The organism is Oceanobacillus zhaokaii (genome assembly GCF_003352005.1).
Classification (GTDB): Bacteria; Bacillota; Bacilli; order Bacillales; family Amphibacillaceae; genus Oceanobacillus; species Oceanobacillus zhaokaii.
Map to the genome: position 1 here is coordinate 630,764 of NZ_CP024848.1, position 15,904 is coordinate 646,667.

Annotated in this window: 12 protein-coding genes and 1 pseudogene; 8 read left to right on the top strand and 5 right to left on the bottom strand. The window is 36.7% G+C overall.

Annotation, left to right across the window (positions count from 1 at the left end; all coding sequences use genetic code 11):
• The first annotated feature begins 281 nt into the window (after window positions 1-281).
• Window positions 282-1,457 (top strand): FtsW/RodA/SpoVE family cell cycle protein, encoded by a 1,176-nt coding sequence (locus tag CUC15_RS03320; protein ID WP_114915347.1) that lies wholly within the window; start codon window positions 282-284, stop codon window positions 1,455-1,457.
• A 115-nt stretch (window positions 1,458-1,572) separates the two neighbouring features.
• Here CUC15_RS03320 and CUC15_RS03325 read toward each other — a convergent pair whose 3' ends face one another.
• Together CUC15_RS03325 and CUC15_RS03330 are read right to left on the bottom strand one after the other, a co-directional pair.
• Window positions 1,573-2,946, bottom strand: coding sequence for a hemolysin family protein (locus CUC15_RS03325; protein WP_114915348.1), 1,374 nt, complete (start codon window positions 2,944-2,946; stop codon window positions 1,573-1,575).
• A gap of 195 nt (window positions 2,947-3,141) precedes the next feature.
• A complete protein-coding gene (locus tag CUC15_RS03330) occupies window positions 3,142-5,064 on the bottom strand; it encodes an ABC-F family ATP-binding cassette domain-containing protein (protein ID WP_114915349.1) in 1,923 nt (640 codons plus the stop codon).
• Window positions 5,065-5,214: 150 nt separating this feature from the next.
• Here CUC15_RS03330 and CUC15_RS03335 point away from each other — a divergent pair, with 150 nt between their 5' ends.
• Window positions 5,215-5,856 carry a redox-sensing transcriptional repressor Rex gene (locus tag CUC15_RS03335; RefSeq protein ID WP_205317648.1) on the top strand — a complete coding sequence of 214 codons (642 nt, stop codon included), beginning with the start codon at window positions 5,215-5,217 and terminating at the stop codon, window positions 5,854-5,856.
• A gap of 95 nt (window positions 5,857-5,951) precedes the next feature.
• Here CUC15_RS03335 and CUC15_RS03340 read toward each other — a convergent pair whose 3' ends face one another.
• A complete protein-coding gene (locus tag CUC15_RS03340; RefSeq protein ID WP_114915351.1) occupies window positions 5,952-6,656 on the bottom strand; it encodes a CPBP family intramembrane glutamic endopeptidase in 705 nt (234 codons plus the stop codon).
• A gap of 555 nt (window positions 6,657-7,211) precedes the next feature.
• Here CUC15_RS03340 and groES point away from each other — a divergent pair.
• The 3 genes from groES to CUC15_RS20590 all read left to right on the top strand — a co-directional run bounded on the left by groES (window position 7,212) and on the right by CUC15_RS20590 (window position 9,959).
• Window positions 7,212-7,496 carry a co-chaperone GroES gene (gene groES / locus CUC15_RS03345; protein WP_114915352.1) on the top strand — a complete coding sequence of 95 codons (285 nt, stop codon included), beginning with the start codon at window positions 7,212-7,214 and terminating at the stop codon, window positions 7,494-7,496.
• A 50-nt stretch (window positions 7,497-7,546) separates the two neighbouring features.
• On the top strand, window positions 7,547-9,178 hold the full coding sequence (gene groL / locus CUC15_RS03350; RefSeq protein WP_114915353.1) for a chaperonin GroEL: 1,632 nt from the start codon (window positions 7,547-7,549) through the stop codon (window positions 9,176-9,178).
• 658 nt (window positions 9,179-9,836) lie between these two features.
• Window positions 9,837-9,959, top strand: coding sequence for a hypothetical protein (locus tag CUC15_RS20590; RefSeq protein ID WP_278309195.1), 123 nt, complete (start codon window positions 9,837-9,839; stop codon window positions 9,957-9,959).
• Between the two features lie 419 nt (window positions 9,960-10,378).
• Here CUC15_RS20590 and CUC15_RS03360 read toward each other — a convergent pair whose 3' ends face one another.
• The gene (locus CUC15_RS03360; RefSeq protein WP_114915354.1) at window positions 10,379-10,816 is read right to left on the bottom strand and encodes a CBS domain-containing protein; all 438 of its coding nucleotides are present in this window, start codon (window positions 10,814-10,816) and stop codon (window positions 10,379-10,381) included.
• Window positions 10,817-11,697: 881 nt separating this feature from the next.
• Complete coding sequence (gene cdaS / locus CUC15_RS03370) at window positions 11,698-12,318, bottom strand: sporulation-specific diadenylate cyclase CdaS (RefSeq protein WP_114915355.1); 621 nt, start codon at window positions 12,316-12,318, stop codon at window positions 11,698-11,700.
• 267 nt (window positions 12,319-12,585) lie between these two features.
• Between cdaS and CUC15_RS03375 the strand changes: the two genes are divergently transcribed.
• The 3 genes and pseudogenes from CUC15_RS03375 to CUC15_RS03390 all read left to right on the top strand — a co-directional run bounded on the left by CUC15_RS03375 (window position 12,586) and on the right by CUC15_RS03390 (window position 15,804).
• Window positions 12,586-14,040, top strand: a complete 1,455-nt coding sequence (locus CUC15_RS03375) for a GMC oxidoreductase (protein ID WP_114915356.1) — start codon at window positions 12,586-12,588, stop codon at window positions 14,038-14,040.
• A 195-nt stretch (window positions 14,041-14,235) separates the two neighbouring features.
• Window positions 14,236-14,340: pseudogene (locus tag CUC15_RS20785) on the top strand (PepSY domain-containing protein); the annotation flags it as partial.
• A 756-nt stretch (window positions 14,341-15,096) separates the two neighbouring features.
• Window positions 15,097-15,804, top strand: coding sequence for a nucleotidyltransferase domain-containing protein (locus CUC15_RS03390; protein ID WP_114915358.1), 708 nt, complete (start codon window positions 15,097-15,099; stop codon window positions 15,802-15,804).
• Window positions 15,805-15,904: the final 100 nt, after the last annotated feature.

Here is a 15,904-nt window from a genome sequence, read left to right on the forward strand (position 1 = left end):
CTGCAGTTAAAATTCACAATTGCTTATTATACTTACAATCTTATTGTGGATGAATCTTGGGGATAACTTTATATTGCCCTGTTGATATTGTGGATAGTTTTGTTGGTAGTTGGAAATTGCAAACTTTCTTCACTACACAAGTGCAACTAAGGCTGTTATCGAAAGGCATGGGGAAAACAAGTTTTCTATCTAAACAATTTTACTGTGAATATTTTTGTGGATAAGTTTCTTTACTTATTATAATGAAAAAAGATCTCTGAAAAGAAATTTGGTGATACTTGATGAACAAGAAGCAGTCCCATTATATGCAAACTGATTTGATAATATTGTTTATCTTATTTGTTTGTGTTAGTTTACTTGCCATTTATAATGCACAGCAATTTGAACAATATCATGGTAAAAATTTCGCATTGCAGCAAGTTGCTTGGTTTACGATTGGTGTATGTTTTGTAGCTGCAATCCAGTTTTTTGATTTAGAGCAATTATACAAGGTTAGTATTTATGCGTATATTGGCGGTATTCTAGTGCTTGCTATTTTATTAATAAGTCCTGACTCAATCGCGGAACCGACAAATGGTGCAAAGAGTTGGTTTAAGTTTCCAGGACTATCGATACAACCAGCTGAATTTACGAAAATAACTACAATTCTATATATGGGAAGGGTAATTACCCAGCATCGATCGAAATATGAATTAAATACTCTAAAAACTGACACACTATTACTTATTAAAATACTAATTGTTGTAGCCTTCCCAGTTGTACTTATCATGCGACAACCTGACTTTGGAACTTCTATGGTATATTTATTTATTGCTGGGATGATGATTATCTTCGCTGGGATTAGCTGGAAAATAATATTAAGCTTGATTGGAATAATAGCTGCAGCGAGCGGAGCGGTCCTCGGATTTATTGTAAAATTTCCAGACTTAGCAAAGGAAATCGTTGGGTCTAGTAATGCATACCAAATCGATCGAATTATGACTTGGTTCGACCCTGCCCAGCAAACAAGTAACGCAAGCTACCACTTTGATCGTGCCATTATGGGGTTAGGATCGGGGCAGCTCTTTGGTAAAGGATTAAATGGGATTGAAGTATACTATCCAGAAGCACATTCTGATTTTATCTATTCTGTTATTGGTGAAAGCTTCGGCTTCGTAGGTGGCGCAATTGTAATCTTTTTATACTTTATGTTGTTATATAAACTAGTTACACTAGGTTTAAATATGTTTCAACATTCGCCATTTGGCTCGTATTTCTGCTTTGGCTTTCTTAGCTTAATTCTCGTTCATGTGTTTCAAAATATTGGAATGACAATTGGAATTATGCCTATTACAGGTATTCCGCTATTGTTAATTAGTTATGGCGGGAGTTCGGTCATGTCGACGATGCTCGGCTTAGGAATTATTTATCGAGTTGCTGTTGAGTACACAATTCAAAATGATTATCTATTTAAATAGAAAAGAGCCCATGAGGAAATTTTTCCTCATGGGCTTTTAAATGTGTTTAATTTTATTCTATTCAGCTGCTGACAGCCAGTGAGCCATCATACTAAGTTTGTACTTACAACAAACATTAAGCATTAGGCCTAATATTAAAAGACTCCTTACTTCCCTCTATTTCCTCATTCTGGTTACTTTCTCCTACGTCACCGTCTATTGTTAGGACAATTTTCTCGATTCGATTCTCAGCTACTTCGGTTACTTCAAATACGAGATTTTTATACGTTATGACAGGTCGTTCTTCTTTTGTTGGAATGTAGCCAATTTCGCCAATTAGAAAACCACTTACTGTATCGAAGTCTTCGATAGGAAATTCAATATCAATTATATCTTGAAGCTCATAGAGATGAGCAACACCTTCAATAGAGTATTGATTTGGTGCAATCTGAATGATTTCCTCTTCTTCAGGTCCATCACTTTCACTGAAAATCTCACCAACAATTTCCTCAATTACGTCCTCAATTGTAACTAATCCCTCAGTACCGCCATATTCATCGAGTACAATAGCGATATGTGCATTATTTTTTTGCATATCGGCAAAAAGTATATCAATGGTTTGTGTTTCAAGAACAAAATATGGTTTGCGGATTATCTTCTTCAAATTAAAACTATTATCATAGTCACGGTCTACATACGGAAGTAAATCCTTTACATGCAGAATACCAATAATATTATCAATATCCCCTTCAAAAATCGGGAACCTCGTATATTTTAATTCATTTACCATTTCAACTGTTTCTTTTAACGTAGCTTCAATCGACAGAACAGACATATCCGTTCGATGTGTAATAATATCAGAGACATTCTTATCATTAAATTCAAAGATGTTATTGATCATTAATTTCTCTGCAACGTTTATTGTACCTCTTTCGCCGCCAACATCGACGAGCATTCTAATTTCTTCTTCTGTTGCTTCTTCACTATGTGCATTTGGATCAATCCCGAACATACGAACAACCGTGTTCGTTGAAAAGGTAAGAAGCTTTACTAAAGGCAAGAAAATCTTAAATAGAAATGTAAGTGGTTTAGCTACGGAATTGGCGATTTTCTCTGTTTTTTGAATCGCAATTTGTTTTGGAACAAGCTCTCCGAAAACAAGTGTAAAGTATGATAGAACAAGTGTAATTACAACTACAGATATCGTATTGAGTACATCAAGTTCTAACGGAATACCAATATTGGCTAAACCTGTTGCTAGTGGTCCAGCAAAGAAGTCTGCTGCAAATGCACTGGACAAGAACCCAGCTAATGTTATTCCTATTTGGATTGTACTAAGGAAACGGCTTGGTTCGGAAGTAAGATTGTAAATCATAATTGCTTTCTTATCGCCATTTTCCGCCATTTTCTGTACTTTTGTATCATTCATTCCAACCAATGCCATTTCGGATGCTGCAAAGAAAGCATTAATTAAGATAAGCACAATAAGTGTTATGATTGCTATTGTCAATTATTATAACCCTCCATAAATTTTCAATCGTCTCACACTAAGTAAGTATGGTGATTGTAAACATTTTACAATTATTACGTGTTACTAAGTTTACCGATTGTTTTACACGGGCCTAACCTCCAAAAAAATAGCTTTAAACGACAAAATACTTCAAAGTTACTTAAATTATACGTTAGTACTTTATTTGATACAAATTTAAGCCTCTTGGAGTACTGCCCATTCATCCATTAACTGTTCAATTTCTAAATTCATTTCGCTAATTTTCTCGTTTAATTCAAGAGATTTCTCATGGTCCTGATATACTTCAGGTTCTGCCATTTTCTCTTCTACTTTTGTAATTTCCAATTCCAGCTGTTCAATCTTCTCTTCAATTTCTGTTACCCGACGCTGTTTCTTCCGTCTTTCACTTTGCAATTGTTTCTCTTCTTTAAAACTGAGCTTTTTCTTTTCTTCCTTAACAATAGGTTTCTCATTTTGCTGTAAACGATGCAATTCTGCTTCTTCTTCTTTCTTCTCTAAATAATAATCGTAATCGCCTAAGTAAATCTTAATTCCATCGCGCTGCATTTCTGCAACCTGATCGGTAATTTTATTAATGAAGTAACGGTCATGCGATACGAAGATAATAGTTCCTGGGAACTCATTCAATGCCGCTTCCAATACTTCTTTACTATCGATATCCAAATGGTTTGTCGGCTCATCCAGTATTAATAGGTTTGCTTTTTGCATCATTAATTTGGCTAAGGCTAATCTTGCCTTTTCTCCACCACTTAATGTAAGCACGGGTTTTAAAACATCATCTCCGGTAAAGAGGAAGTTACCTAAAACTGTGCGAATGTCTTTTTCATTGATTATTGGATAGTCATCCCATAATTCTTGGAGAATTGTTTTTGACGATGATAAATCTGCTTGCTCCTGATCATAGTAACCAATCTGCACATTCGTACCCAAATGAATCGTACCCTCGATTGGACTTAATTTACCCATAATCGCTTTCAATAATGTTGTTTTTCCAACACCATTCGGTCCAACCAGAGCAATTCGTTCTCCGCGATTAACATGAAGCTTTGCATTCTTAAATAATGGGTCACTCTCATCATCATAGCGTACAGCTAAATTATCGATTTTCAGCACATCATTGCCACTACGCCGATTAATCTGGAAAGCAAACGATGCAGAAGATTCGTCTCCTAATGGTCTGTCAAGCTTATCCATTTTTTCTAACTGTTTTCTTCTGCTCTGCGCACGCTTTGTCGTAGATGCGCGAACAATATTACGCTGGACAAAATCCTCTAATTTTTTAATTTCGGATTGCTGTTGTTCATATTCCCTTAATTCCTGTTCGTAATCCAATTCTTTTTGCTCTAAGAATTTAGTGTATGTGCCATGGTATTTCTTCGTTCTATGCCTTGAAATTTCATAAACAATCGAAACAGTTTTATCTAAAAAGTAGCGGTCATGTGAAACAATCACAACAGCACCAGGATAGTTGACTAAGTAGTTTTCTAACCATGAGAGAGTATCAATGTCTAAATGGTTAGTAGGCTCGTCCAAAATAAGCAGCTGCGGTTTTTGCAGTAATAATTTACCTAACGCAAGTCTTGTCTTCTGACCACCACTTAGTTCCGTAATTGGTGTGCTGTAATCGAAGTTTTGGAAATTCAAACCATTAAGTACTGCCTTAATATCAGATTCGTATTGATAGCCGCCATTCGTTTGAAAGGCATGCTGCAGTCTATCGTAGCTTTGTAAGAGTTTATCATAATCTGCTGCAGGTAAATTCGTAGCCTGCTCCATTTGTTTCTCCAGCTTTCGTAACTCTTGTTCCTGCAACTCAAGATGCTTAAATACTTCAAGCATTTCGTCCCAAATAGAATTTCCGGATTCAAGCTCCATGTGCTGCGATAGATAACCAAGTGTGAGATCCTTAGGTTTGAAAATCTCCCCATTATCATGGGAAAGCTCACCAGCCATTATTTTTAATAAAGTTGATTTTCCTGCACCATTTCGACCGACTATTGCGATACGATCATTATCTTTTACTTCTATTTTTATATTTGCCAAAATCTCTTCCGCACCGAAGGATTTGGATAGCTCATTAATTTGCATTAATATCAAAACGTTCACCTCATCAAATTCTAATTCTATTTATGTTCTAATTATACACGAAATTCATTTGTGAAATTTATCACGACTAATTACTTGATATCTGTTAAACTATAGGTATTATATAAATAACTTGATCATTGAATTGAAAAGAGGATAAGCATGGAACAAAGCAAAATTCCACAAGCAACAGCTAAACGGCTACCATTATATTATCGTTTTTTAAATAATTTAAATCAACAAGGGAAAAACCGTGTATCTTCAAAAGAACTGAGTGAAGCGGTAAAAGTTGACTCAGCAACGATTCGCAGGGATTTTTCTTATTTCGGTGCATTAGGAAAAAAAGGATACGGCTACAATGTTGAATACTTACTCGGATTCTTCCGCAGTACGTTAGATCAGCATGAAACGACAGAGGTAGCACTCATCGGTGTCGGTAACTTAGGAACCGCGTTTTTAAATTACAGCTTCCTAAAAAATAATAATATTAGAATTACAAAAGGATTTGACGCAAATCCTGAAAAGGCTGGAACGGATATTGGCGGCGTGCCTATTTATCATATTGATCAATTGCATGAGAAACTTGAAGGAATCCGTGTAGCAATATTAACTGTTCCGGCAACAGAAGCAGAATCGATTACGGAGACGCTTGTTAATGAGGGAATCGAGGGAATTCTCAACTTCACGCCAGCGAGAATTTCTGTACCAGACCATATTCGGGTACATCATATCGATCTAGCAGTTGAATTACAATCGCTCGTTTACTTTTTAAAGCATTATCCTTTAGATATTAAAAAGAAGTAACAACATCTTTTTTTGATGTGTGTTACTTCTTTTTTCGCAGAAAAGAAAGTAATAAATATTTCATCTCAAGCATCAGCGCAAGTAATCCTCTAATATTAACCGCCTATGAGTATTAATTGAAGTTGGTCCAACTGCTGTTGAATTTGTTCGGGTGTCAATGAATACTGTGCAATGATGGTAAGAGAATTCATTGCCATATGCACGATAATAGGCGTAATAATCCGCTTTGTTTTTACATATAGAAAGGCGAATACAAACCCCATTGAAGCATATATTAGGATGTGTGCTGGCTCCTGGTGAATGAAGCCGAAGATTAGCGCTGATAATAATGCAGCTAAGAAGAAATTCATCTTCTTATAGAAGCCTCCGAAGATAATTTTTCGGAAGATAATTTCCTCTAAAATTGGCCCGATAAGAGCTGGAACAACGACAAATAGAGGGATAGCACGGGAAATGTCCATTATTTGTGCAGTGTTAGCCGATCCTGGAGTTATATCAAATATAGCGATTTCTATCATTACCGCAAGTGCTTGTGCAAAATAGGCCATAAATATGCCGAGAATGGACCAGGTAATAACTTTCCCAGCTGGCGATGCATCACGCTCGGGCTGCATATGCATGTCAGGCTTCATGAGGAATAATACAATAACTAAACCTAAGATGAAACTAAATACTGTCCAGTAAATCGAGGCTTCACTGCCAGAGACAGGAAGGATTGCATAGAACAATGGCGCACCGAGATATACAGAATACTGCATGATTATGTAGGCGATAATAACGTACCAATATCGTTTCGGCAAAATAGAACGACTCCTTTTTCGTTTAAGAACTTGTTAATATAAAGGCAATGGATAATCTTTTAATAAAAATAGCCACGTCCAGCTCCAGCGCCCAGCGACTAGCGAGACTTCCCTCACCTCCGTACGATAAGTCAACATCGATTCGCTTACGCTCATCGTGTTTCCTTTATCTCCTACGGCTCAGTTCAGTCCGTACGTCGCTAAACGGGCGCTTCCGCTTTAGAGCTTTCCATCGTAATGTAGTCTATGTATTGTTCATTACTTTTAGTAATACATAATAAATATTTTAACATGTAGTTAATGGGTTGTCCCTCTTAATAGAAATGAAAGTAATAATCCTTTTTTCGACAATATAAAAATAAGTATTCTATAAGGTTTGGCGAATTTTGCGTTTTTTAAACAGTGAGAAGATACCCTAATACAAAGAGAAATAAATTGCGATACATTGCTTGCATTTTTTTTATGAATTCATTATGATAATAATAGAAGTTAGCACTCGATACCCTTGAGTGCTAATAATTAAAATTTAGAAAGATATCAAGGAGGCTTTTTTACATGATTAAACCGCTAGGAGATCGAGTTATTATCGAGCTTGTTGAGCAAGAGGAAAAAACTGCAAGTGGAATCGTACTTCCAGATTCTGCACAAGAGAAACCACAAGAAGGTCGTGTTGTTGCAGTAGGTTCTGGTCGAGTTTTAGACAATGGAGAAAAAGTAGCACTTGAAGTTTCTGAAGGAGATCGCATCATCTACTCTAAATTTGCGGGTACTGAAGTGAAATACGAAGGTAACGAATACTTAATTCTTCGCGAAAATGACATCTTAGCTGTCGTACAATAAGAACGTTTTTTAACATACTTAAGATATAATTTTGAGGAGGAATACTTATTATGGCAAAAGATATTAAGTTTAATGAAGACGCACGTCGCGCAATGCTTAACGGTGTAGATACATTAGCAAACGCAGTAAAAGTAACTTTAGGGCCAAAAGGTCGTAACGTTGTTTTAGATAAAAAATTCGGTTCTCCACTAATTACTAATGATGGAGTTACAATTGCAAAAGAAATCGAACTTGAAGACCCATTCGAAAACATGGGTGCACAGCTTGTATCTGAAGTTGCATCAAAAACAAATGATGTTGCTGGTGATGGTACAACAACTGCAACCGTTTTAGCACAAGCAATGATTCGTGAAGGATTGAAAAACGTAACATCTGGTGCAAACCCTGTGGGTATCCGCCGTGGTATTGAAAAAGCTGTAACAGCTGCTGTAGAAGAGTTGCACGCAATTTCACAACCAGTTGAAAACAAAGAATCAATCGCACAAGTTGCTGCTATTTCAGCATCTGACGAAGAAGTTGGACAATTAATCGCAGAAGCTATGGAACGTGTTGGCAGTGATGGTGTTATTACAATTGAAGAATCTAAAGGATTCAATACGGAATTAGATGTAGTAGAAGGTATGGAATTTGATCGTGGCTATGCTTCACCTTATATGGTTACAGACCAAGACAAGATGGAAGCAGTACTTGAAAATCCATACATCTTAATTACAGATAAGAAAATTGCAAATATCCAAGAAATCCTTCCAGTGTTAGAACAAGTTGTTCAACAAGGTAAACCACTTCTATTAATTGCTGAAGATGTTGAAGGTGAAGCACTTGCAACATTAGTTGTAAACAAACTTCGTGGAACATTCAACGCGGTAGCTGTTAAGGCACCTGGATTCGGTGACCGTCGTAAAGCAATGCTTGAAGATATCGCAATCCTTACTGGTGGAGAGGTTATCACAGAAGAACTAGGATTAGATCTTAAGGCTACAACAATTGAACAATTAGGTAGCGCATCTAAAGTTGTCGTAACGAAAGAAGCTACAACAATTGTTGAAGGTATTGGAAATCCAGAAGCAATCTCTAGCCGTGTTGCACAAATCCGTGCACAAGCTGAAGAAACAACTTCTGAATTCGATAAAGAAAAATTACAAGAGCGTCTTGCTAAATTATCTGGCGGTGTAGCAGTAATTAAAGTTGGTGCTGCAACTGAAACAGAACTTAAAGAACGTAAACTTCGCATTGAAGATGCGCTTAACTCAACACGTGCTGCTGTAGAAGAAGGTATTGTAGCTGGTGGTGGTACAGCACTTCTTAACGTTTACCAAAAAGTTAGCGAACTTAGCCTAAAAGGAGACGAAGCTACAGGCGTAAGCATCGTACTTCGTGCAATCGAAGAACCAGTTCGTCAAATCGCTGAAAACGCTGGATTAGAAGGTTCTATCGTTGTAGAACGTCTAAAGCATGAAAAAGTTGGCATCGGCTTTAACGCTGAGCTTAACGAATATGTAAACATGGTTGAAGCTGGAATCGTTGACCCTGCTAAAGTAACGCGTTCTGCACTACAAAACGCAGCATCTGTAGCAGCAATGTTCCTAACTACTGAAGCAGTAGTAGCTGACAAACCAGAAGAAAACGCTGGTGGCGGAATGCCTGATATGGGCGGCATGGGTGGAATGGGCGGCATGATGTAATAAGGCCCCCATACAATTGATATGAGTGGGTTTTGATGTAAGATGAGTGAAATGCTAACATTTTGCTAACATTGGAGTTTTTAACGGGGGCTTCTCATTAGTTGTGCAAACTTTTGGGAAGCTTCTTTTTTCATTTCTTTTGTTACGTGGAGATAGACATTTTTCGTGATTTGATCATCTGAATGACCAAGTCTATCCATAATTTGTTCGAGTGCTACACCAGTATCTGCAAGAAGTGATGTATGTGTATGTGGGGTTAATTCGAGATTTTAAGTTTGCAAGAGCAAACAATCAGTTGGACCGTTTTGATTACGATAGGATATTCAGATTGTCGCTCCGTTTTGGCAAAGATGAAATCTTGATTATTGTAAGCAACACCTAATTGTTGAATGAACTTCTCTTGAATTACTTTGTAAAATTTAAAAGCATTTATTACGTCTTCACCCACAACAACTTTTCGTCTGGATTTTTTTGTTTTTGGTGTCACCAATAGAAACTTGACTTATCATTAACATATGAGAAAAGCAGGGATGCCGCATTATTGTCTGTTGTAATCTACGTGGAACCGGCAAGACGTGAACATAGTTTTTTGTTATAATACAAAGTGAATCAGATATGTTTATGTTTGTCTTATGATGATAAATTGGAGGTTTGAACCATGTCAAAATTGACGAAAGTTGTAAAACTGCTGAACAATCCTAAAGTTAAAAAAGCGATTATAGAAAAAGGTGTACCGATGATGAAAAAGGAAATTGAAAAGAGGAAGAATAGAACGAAGTAAGGCGATTGCAGGTAGTGCAGTTGTCTTTTTTTCGCTGTAAAATCAACCCGTAAATATGCGAGAATATATTGTCATAAGGAATCACTAATAAGGAAAGTGCCTTTTTTCATTAAAGAGCCCTTTAACAGGGTAAGGATTCCTGAACTGAAGGTTGAAGGTTAATGCTCTTACCTTCCATCAAGATGTCATAAGTAAAGTTCAATGTGACATCTCCCCATTACCTACCTACAATGGCAACTTTACCCGAAACACGTAATGCGACAATAGATTATTTAATTATTGGCGTTCCACCTGTCGTTTCAATAGCATAGTGAGAACCACCGTTTGTGATTTCTTTAATTTCCTTTACAACATCTAGCACAGACCAAGGCCTAGGTCTGTGCTAATAATTATTTTATGGCATTAAAAGTAACACCTTACTATTGTTGAGGTGCGGAAGGAGTTGAAATACTTTGTAGTGCCTGTTCTGCCTCGTTTGCATATTGATTGTGTATTGCTAGATCACCTAAAGCAACCATTCCTACTATTTTTCCATTTTCGTTTACCGGCAATCGGCGAATTTGTTGCTCTGCCATTAATTGTGCTGCTTCATGAACATCCATGTCTGGTGTACCTTGTACAATTTGCTGTGCAGTCATAACTTGAGATACAGGCGTTTGCGCATTTTGCCCTTGTGCCGTTGTTCGAAGGGTAATATCACGATCCGTTAGAATTCCAGTCATTTGCCCACTATTGTTGACTACTGGGATAGCACCAATATTATATTGACTCATTAAAGCTGCTGCTTCCTGTACGGACTGTGTTTCATTAACTGTATGAACATTTGATGTCATGATATCTCTTAAATATTGTGCCATGTAATTTACCTCCAATTAAATATTTTTTCATTTATAGGATGGGGAATATAGGTGATATTATGGGTGGAAACTTTTTCCGAAACCAGGATGGCCAGTTTTCATATAGAAAGTTCTAATGATCTTAGAGAATCTAAAGAACCCCTTTTTTCCAAATTAAAATGGTATTCTCCCAGCAATTAATATGCCAGCCAAAAGGGGGCCTTTATTCTATGCTGCAGCATAGCTTTTCAGTTTGGGATTCTATCAGAAAAGGATTTATTCAAAATTAGCATTTTATCCTAGTTGAATAAGAAGCACAAAAAAACAGCTATTTACGACCGATTTTTAAAATACCATTCTAATATTTTCTTTTCATCTTTTGAGGGAGTATGTTTATAATTAACTAATTTATGCCCATCAAGTTGAATTTAACTTCATAATAAAGTCTTATGGCATAGTGATGTTCAACAATAGCCTTACGAGTATCATCCCACATTAAAGAAATCAATGCGTCTTCACAAGTGGATTGATTTGAAGCAATCATTGGAGTTATTGATCTGGAATCAAAAAAACTGACATCTTCACTTGGGAAGATAGAGCCATCAGTTGACTTATACTGAGATAGAAGCAGCTGTTTAGTGGTATAAACATATTAAAAGGAATTGATGGAAGCTATCAAAACTTGGTTTGACTAAATGGCTTTGCAAGTAGGATATAACAAGGAAGAGATCAGCATCTTTCTTCCTCGATCAGTTCGGATATTCCATTTATTTGAAGCACAAAAGCTGATTAATTAAAGAAATATTGTGATAAATCAATTGCTCCTATGTAAATAGGAGCAATAGTAAAAAAATCAGGTCTATTGAATATCAAATCTCAATCTATTAAAAATTAAATACACTTCAAATTTGTCCGCCTGGTTGGATAGGATATAAGGTACCTTGCAAAGCAAAGGAAGCTCTTCCTGTTTCTTCAGATACGACTAAGACAATCGCATCGCTTTTTTCTGATAGACCGACAGCAGCACGATGCCTCGTACCAAGCTTCTTTCCCTTGTTATCCTGTTGTGATAACGGGAGCACATTTCCCGCAGAAATGATTTTATTTTCTTTTATTAAAACTGCACCATCGTGCAATGCAGTACCAGGATAAAAAATCGATTCCAGCAATGCATATGACACGTTTGCTAAAATTGGAGTACCTGAATGGATGAGGGATTCTACTGGTTCTTTACGTTCTATGGCCATCAAAGCCCCGTGTTTTTGTACGGATAAATGCTGAATGGCAGTGGTTAACGCTTGATAGGAATCTGTAAAAGGAGACAAATATGCGTTTAAATAATGAGATGCCGTCTTTTTTTGAAGTTCACTTAATACATCGTGAACGTGTTCAAATTCACTGAGAATACTGCAATCATTACGATCCATTGTGTGGAGCATTGCTTCGATGTCAACGGATACCTGATGTAAATTCTTTTTTAATTGCGTTTTCATTGGCTCGGTTAGCGCGGGTTCCATAACCATGTAATCACTTCCTACATTGACTGTATATTGTTATTTCTTACTCTCCCCAGGTATCTAAAATGTATACTTCAAATTAACTTTATCACGCCACAACCGTCCGTAAGACTTCCCCTTCTACTTTGAGAGTGCATACAGCAATGGTAATGTTAGGCTCTCTAAACAATATATTGATATCAAATTATGTTGTGCCTTTTTATCCTCCCGACATAATAGACGAGCAGCCCAGCATAACATGTATTGATATATTTATGGGGAAGGTGGGCTTCTATGGTTATAAGATACAAGAATAATTGGATTAATACGAAACCAATTTCTGATATGGTAAACACAGAATATGATGTGGTCATTGTTGGAAGTGGACCTGGTGGTGGTGCCGTTTTACAAAGACTTTGTCAGTTGTGGAAAGATCAAGGGGCAAAGAAGATTGCTATACTTGAAAAAGGAGATAAATTATTTCATTCCCATGCACAAAATATACCTACACAAAATGTAAATACATCACGTGATGACCTTGTTCCTAATAATTCCACTCCTCTCGGTCAGCGCCTACCTCAATTTTCTGGAGCCACGATGGTTTATGCTCTTGGGGGAAGGTCGTTGTTTTGGAATGCGGCAACACCAAGACCGATTGAAGAAGAACTGCGAACATGGCCGATTAATCGCAGAGAACTAGATGTTTACTATCGAATGGCTGAGAACTTATTATATGTCACAACAGATTGGGCTAAAGGTTCATCATTGCAGGATCAAATGTTAATGAGGCTTCATGCTGCGGGTATTTTGGAAGCTCAAGATATGCCACTGGCCATTGATTTGTCCCCTTCGAGACAGGGAGAAGTCCATTCAAATGCGTGGTATAGTTCGATTAATTCACTCGCTAGGGGCCAATTAGACCGTCCATATGATCTTGCTGTAGATGCTTTTGTTCATAAGATTAATACTACTCCAAATGGAAAAAGAGCAGCTGGTGTTGAGGTAATCGATACAAAGACGAAATCAAATTATACGATCCGGGCAAAAAATGTTGTCGTATCAGCGAGTACTTTAGAAACTCCACGTATCCTATTGAATTCTGGTATTCAGGAACCAGCAATTGGACGTTATTTAACAGGACACGTATCAATGATTGCAGTTGGAACAGTCAGTCGAAATCAGTTTTCTGATCGACTTGGAAATTTATCGGTTTTAAAATTTGAAACAGAAGATGATCCTTATCAAATTCAGATTCTTGGTCCAGACCAATATTGGTCTTACCAGCAATTTGAAGATAAAGTGTTAGGAGACCAGTTGACGATTGCTTACGCAGCCTTTGGAAGAGTGGAGTCTAGACCAGAAAATCGTGTATACCTAGAATCTAGGCTGGATGAGTACGGCGTACCATTACAACAGGTTCAATACTCTTTAAGTGATAGAGACCGTCAAACAGCCGAACAAGTAGAACAAGGGATAAGAGATTCTGCGAGAGCGATGGGTGTCACTTTAGATGAGTCTACTTTAGTCCTGCGTCCGCCAGGGGCAGATATGCATGAGGCGTGCACATGTAGAATGGGTAATAATCCTAATACATCAGCGACAAATCGTAATGGTCAAATACACGGTGTTCAAGGTCTTTATGTTGCGGATAATAGCGCACTTCCAAGCTTGACTGCTGCAGGACCAGTACTATCTAACACTGCTTTAGCAATTCGAGTGGCGGATCATATTGTTCGTCAGTCAAGATAGGAATAGGAAGGTAACAGAGAATAATAAAGGTATGGCTAATAATAGCAATGGTGTAGTATTAGTTGAAATCAAAGCAGAAGGGCATGTAGTACGTGATAGATTGATGATGATGCCCGTGATGGAAAGGATCAATCTACGAAACAAAATCTCATTTTTGAACAAGAAGCAATAGTAATCGCTTAAAAAACTGTCAATGGAAGGGTGACTGAAATAGACTTAGATAAAGACGATAACCGATATGTTTATGAGTTTGAACTAAACACACCACCACCTGCATTTTGGCAATCGACAAAATACTGATTTTTATCATCGGCAAATTGCTGAAACTGATATTGTGTTCTGATAGGAGAATAATCTTTATGGAGTGGGAAAGATGAGAAGAAAATCTTTAAAATTTGTAAAAGAAAGACGAATGGTGGCTAGTAACCATTCGTCTTTCATCATATCTTCATTTTGAGAAATAGGAACTAGCCTGATTCAAATTTAATTATACGGTATTACGCAAGTTTTCTATGTGTTAGCCAAATGCTAACATTTGGCTAACACAATCTCATGAAAAACGGTAAACTCTTGTGTAAGATTTAATACCTCAGTTTCAGAAAAAACTTGATATACCGCACTTTTTGCACCTACCGTTAAAGATATTACACACTCTCACCTTGTGGGTTGCATAATGTAATAGCCGTCTAAACTGCTTGATATGAATAGGTTTTATGTAAGATGAGGGTGAAATGCTAACATTTTGCTAACATTGAGGTTTTTAACGGAGGCTTCTCATTAGTTCACTGAACTTTTGAGAGGCTTCTTTTTTCATTTCTTGCGTTTCATGGAGATAGACATCTTTTGTAATTTGATCATCTGAATGGCCCAGTCTGTCCATAATTCGTAAATATATAAGGGTTAGAAGGTGGAAATTATTTGTCGCTTACAAAGCAAATGTAAGGGAGCGCAAAAAATCTATAGCAAAAATGTTCAGGAATTATTTTACAGATAGCACCTACAATTCTAGAACACTAATCATTTAGGTGAATATCCTGGATATGGGAGGTATTTCATATGAGAGACTCGATCAAGCGAATAGCTCAACGGTTTATCGTTTCACACTTTCCTGAGTCAGATATAGTCTTGGTAGGTGGAAGTGCTGTTTATGGAAATTTAACAACAGAATCTGATATTGACATAATTATAATTGATGAGACAGAAACGCCAAGACTTGAATGTTTTCACTTTCTTGGATGGAAAATAGAAGCATTTATTTATACGGCTTTATCTCTAGAGTTAGAATTTCAAACAGCTAGATATAAAGGGATGCCCACCATCATTAAAATGTGTGCCGAAGGTCTACTTATAGAAGATAAACAAGGAGATGGAAAGGAATTCCAAAGAGAGGCAAAAATTCTTTATGAACAGGGTTCACAACTTTGGGATGAGGACCAAATAAATGCAGCAAGGTATCAAATTACAGATTTTTTGTCAGACTTTAGAAGTTCAGAAGACTTTGAAGAAAATTTATTTATTTTAAACAAGTTAATAAATACGTTAACTGAACTGATTTTAAGGGCAGATGGCAATTGGGTTGGTGAAGGAAAGTGGCTTGCTAGGAACCTTAAATCATATGATAAAGATATGTGTGATAAACTAGTTAAATATACAAAAACATACATGAATACAAATGATAAAACTGAATTAATTTCATTCATTCAATCTACACTTGATAATTATGGTGGTGAATTGTTTGTTGGTTATAAAGAATTCTTTTTTTAGTTGGAAAATTACTTATGTACGAAGCAACAGTAATGTAAATGCTCTTTTTATATGTTAGGAATATTTACTTTATCAAAATTTATTAACGCAATTAACTTCT

Coding starts and splice junctions, on each gene's coding strand:
- groES (WP_114915352.1), top strand. CDS start 7,212: ATGATTAAACCGCTAGGAGATCGAGTTATTATCGAGCTTGTTGAGCAA.
- CUC15_RS20590 (WP_278309195.1), top strand. CDS start 9,837: ATGTCAAAATTGACGAAAGTTGTAAAACTGCTGAACAATCCTAAAGTT.
- CUC15_RS03360 (WP_114915354.1), bottom strand. CDS start 10,816: ATGGCACAATATTTAAGAGATATCATGACATCAAATGTTCATACAGTT.
- CUC15_RS03390 (WP_114915358.1), top strand. CDS start 15,097: ATGAGAGACTCGATCAAGCGAATAGCTCAACGGTTTATCGTTTCACAC.
- CUC15_RS03335 (WP_205317648.1), top strand. CDS start 5,215: ATGGAACAAAGCAAAATTCCACAAGCAACAGCTAAACGGCTACCATTA.
- CUC15_RS03320 (WP_114915347.1), top strand. CDS start 282: ATGAACAAGAAGCAGTCCCATTATATGCAAACTGATTTGATAATATTG.
- cdaS (WP_114915355.1), bottom strand. CDS start 12,318: ATGGTTATGGAACCCGCGCTAACCGAGCCAATGAAAACGCAATTAAAA.
- CUC15_RS03375 (WP_114915356.1), top strand. CDS start 12,586: ATGGTTATAAGATACAAGAATAATTGGATTAATACGAAACCAATTTCT.
- groL (WP_114915353.1), top strand. CDS start 7,547: ATGGCAAAAGATATTAAGTTTAATGAAGACGCACGTCGCGCAATGCTT.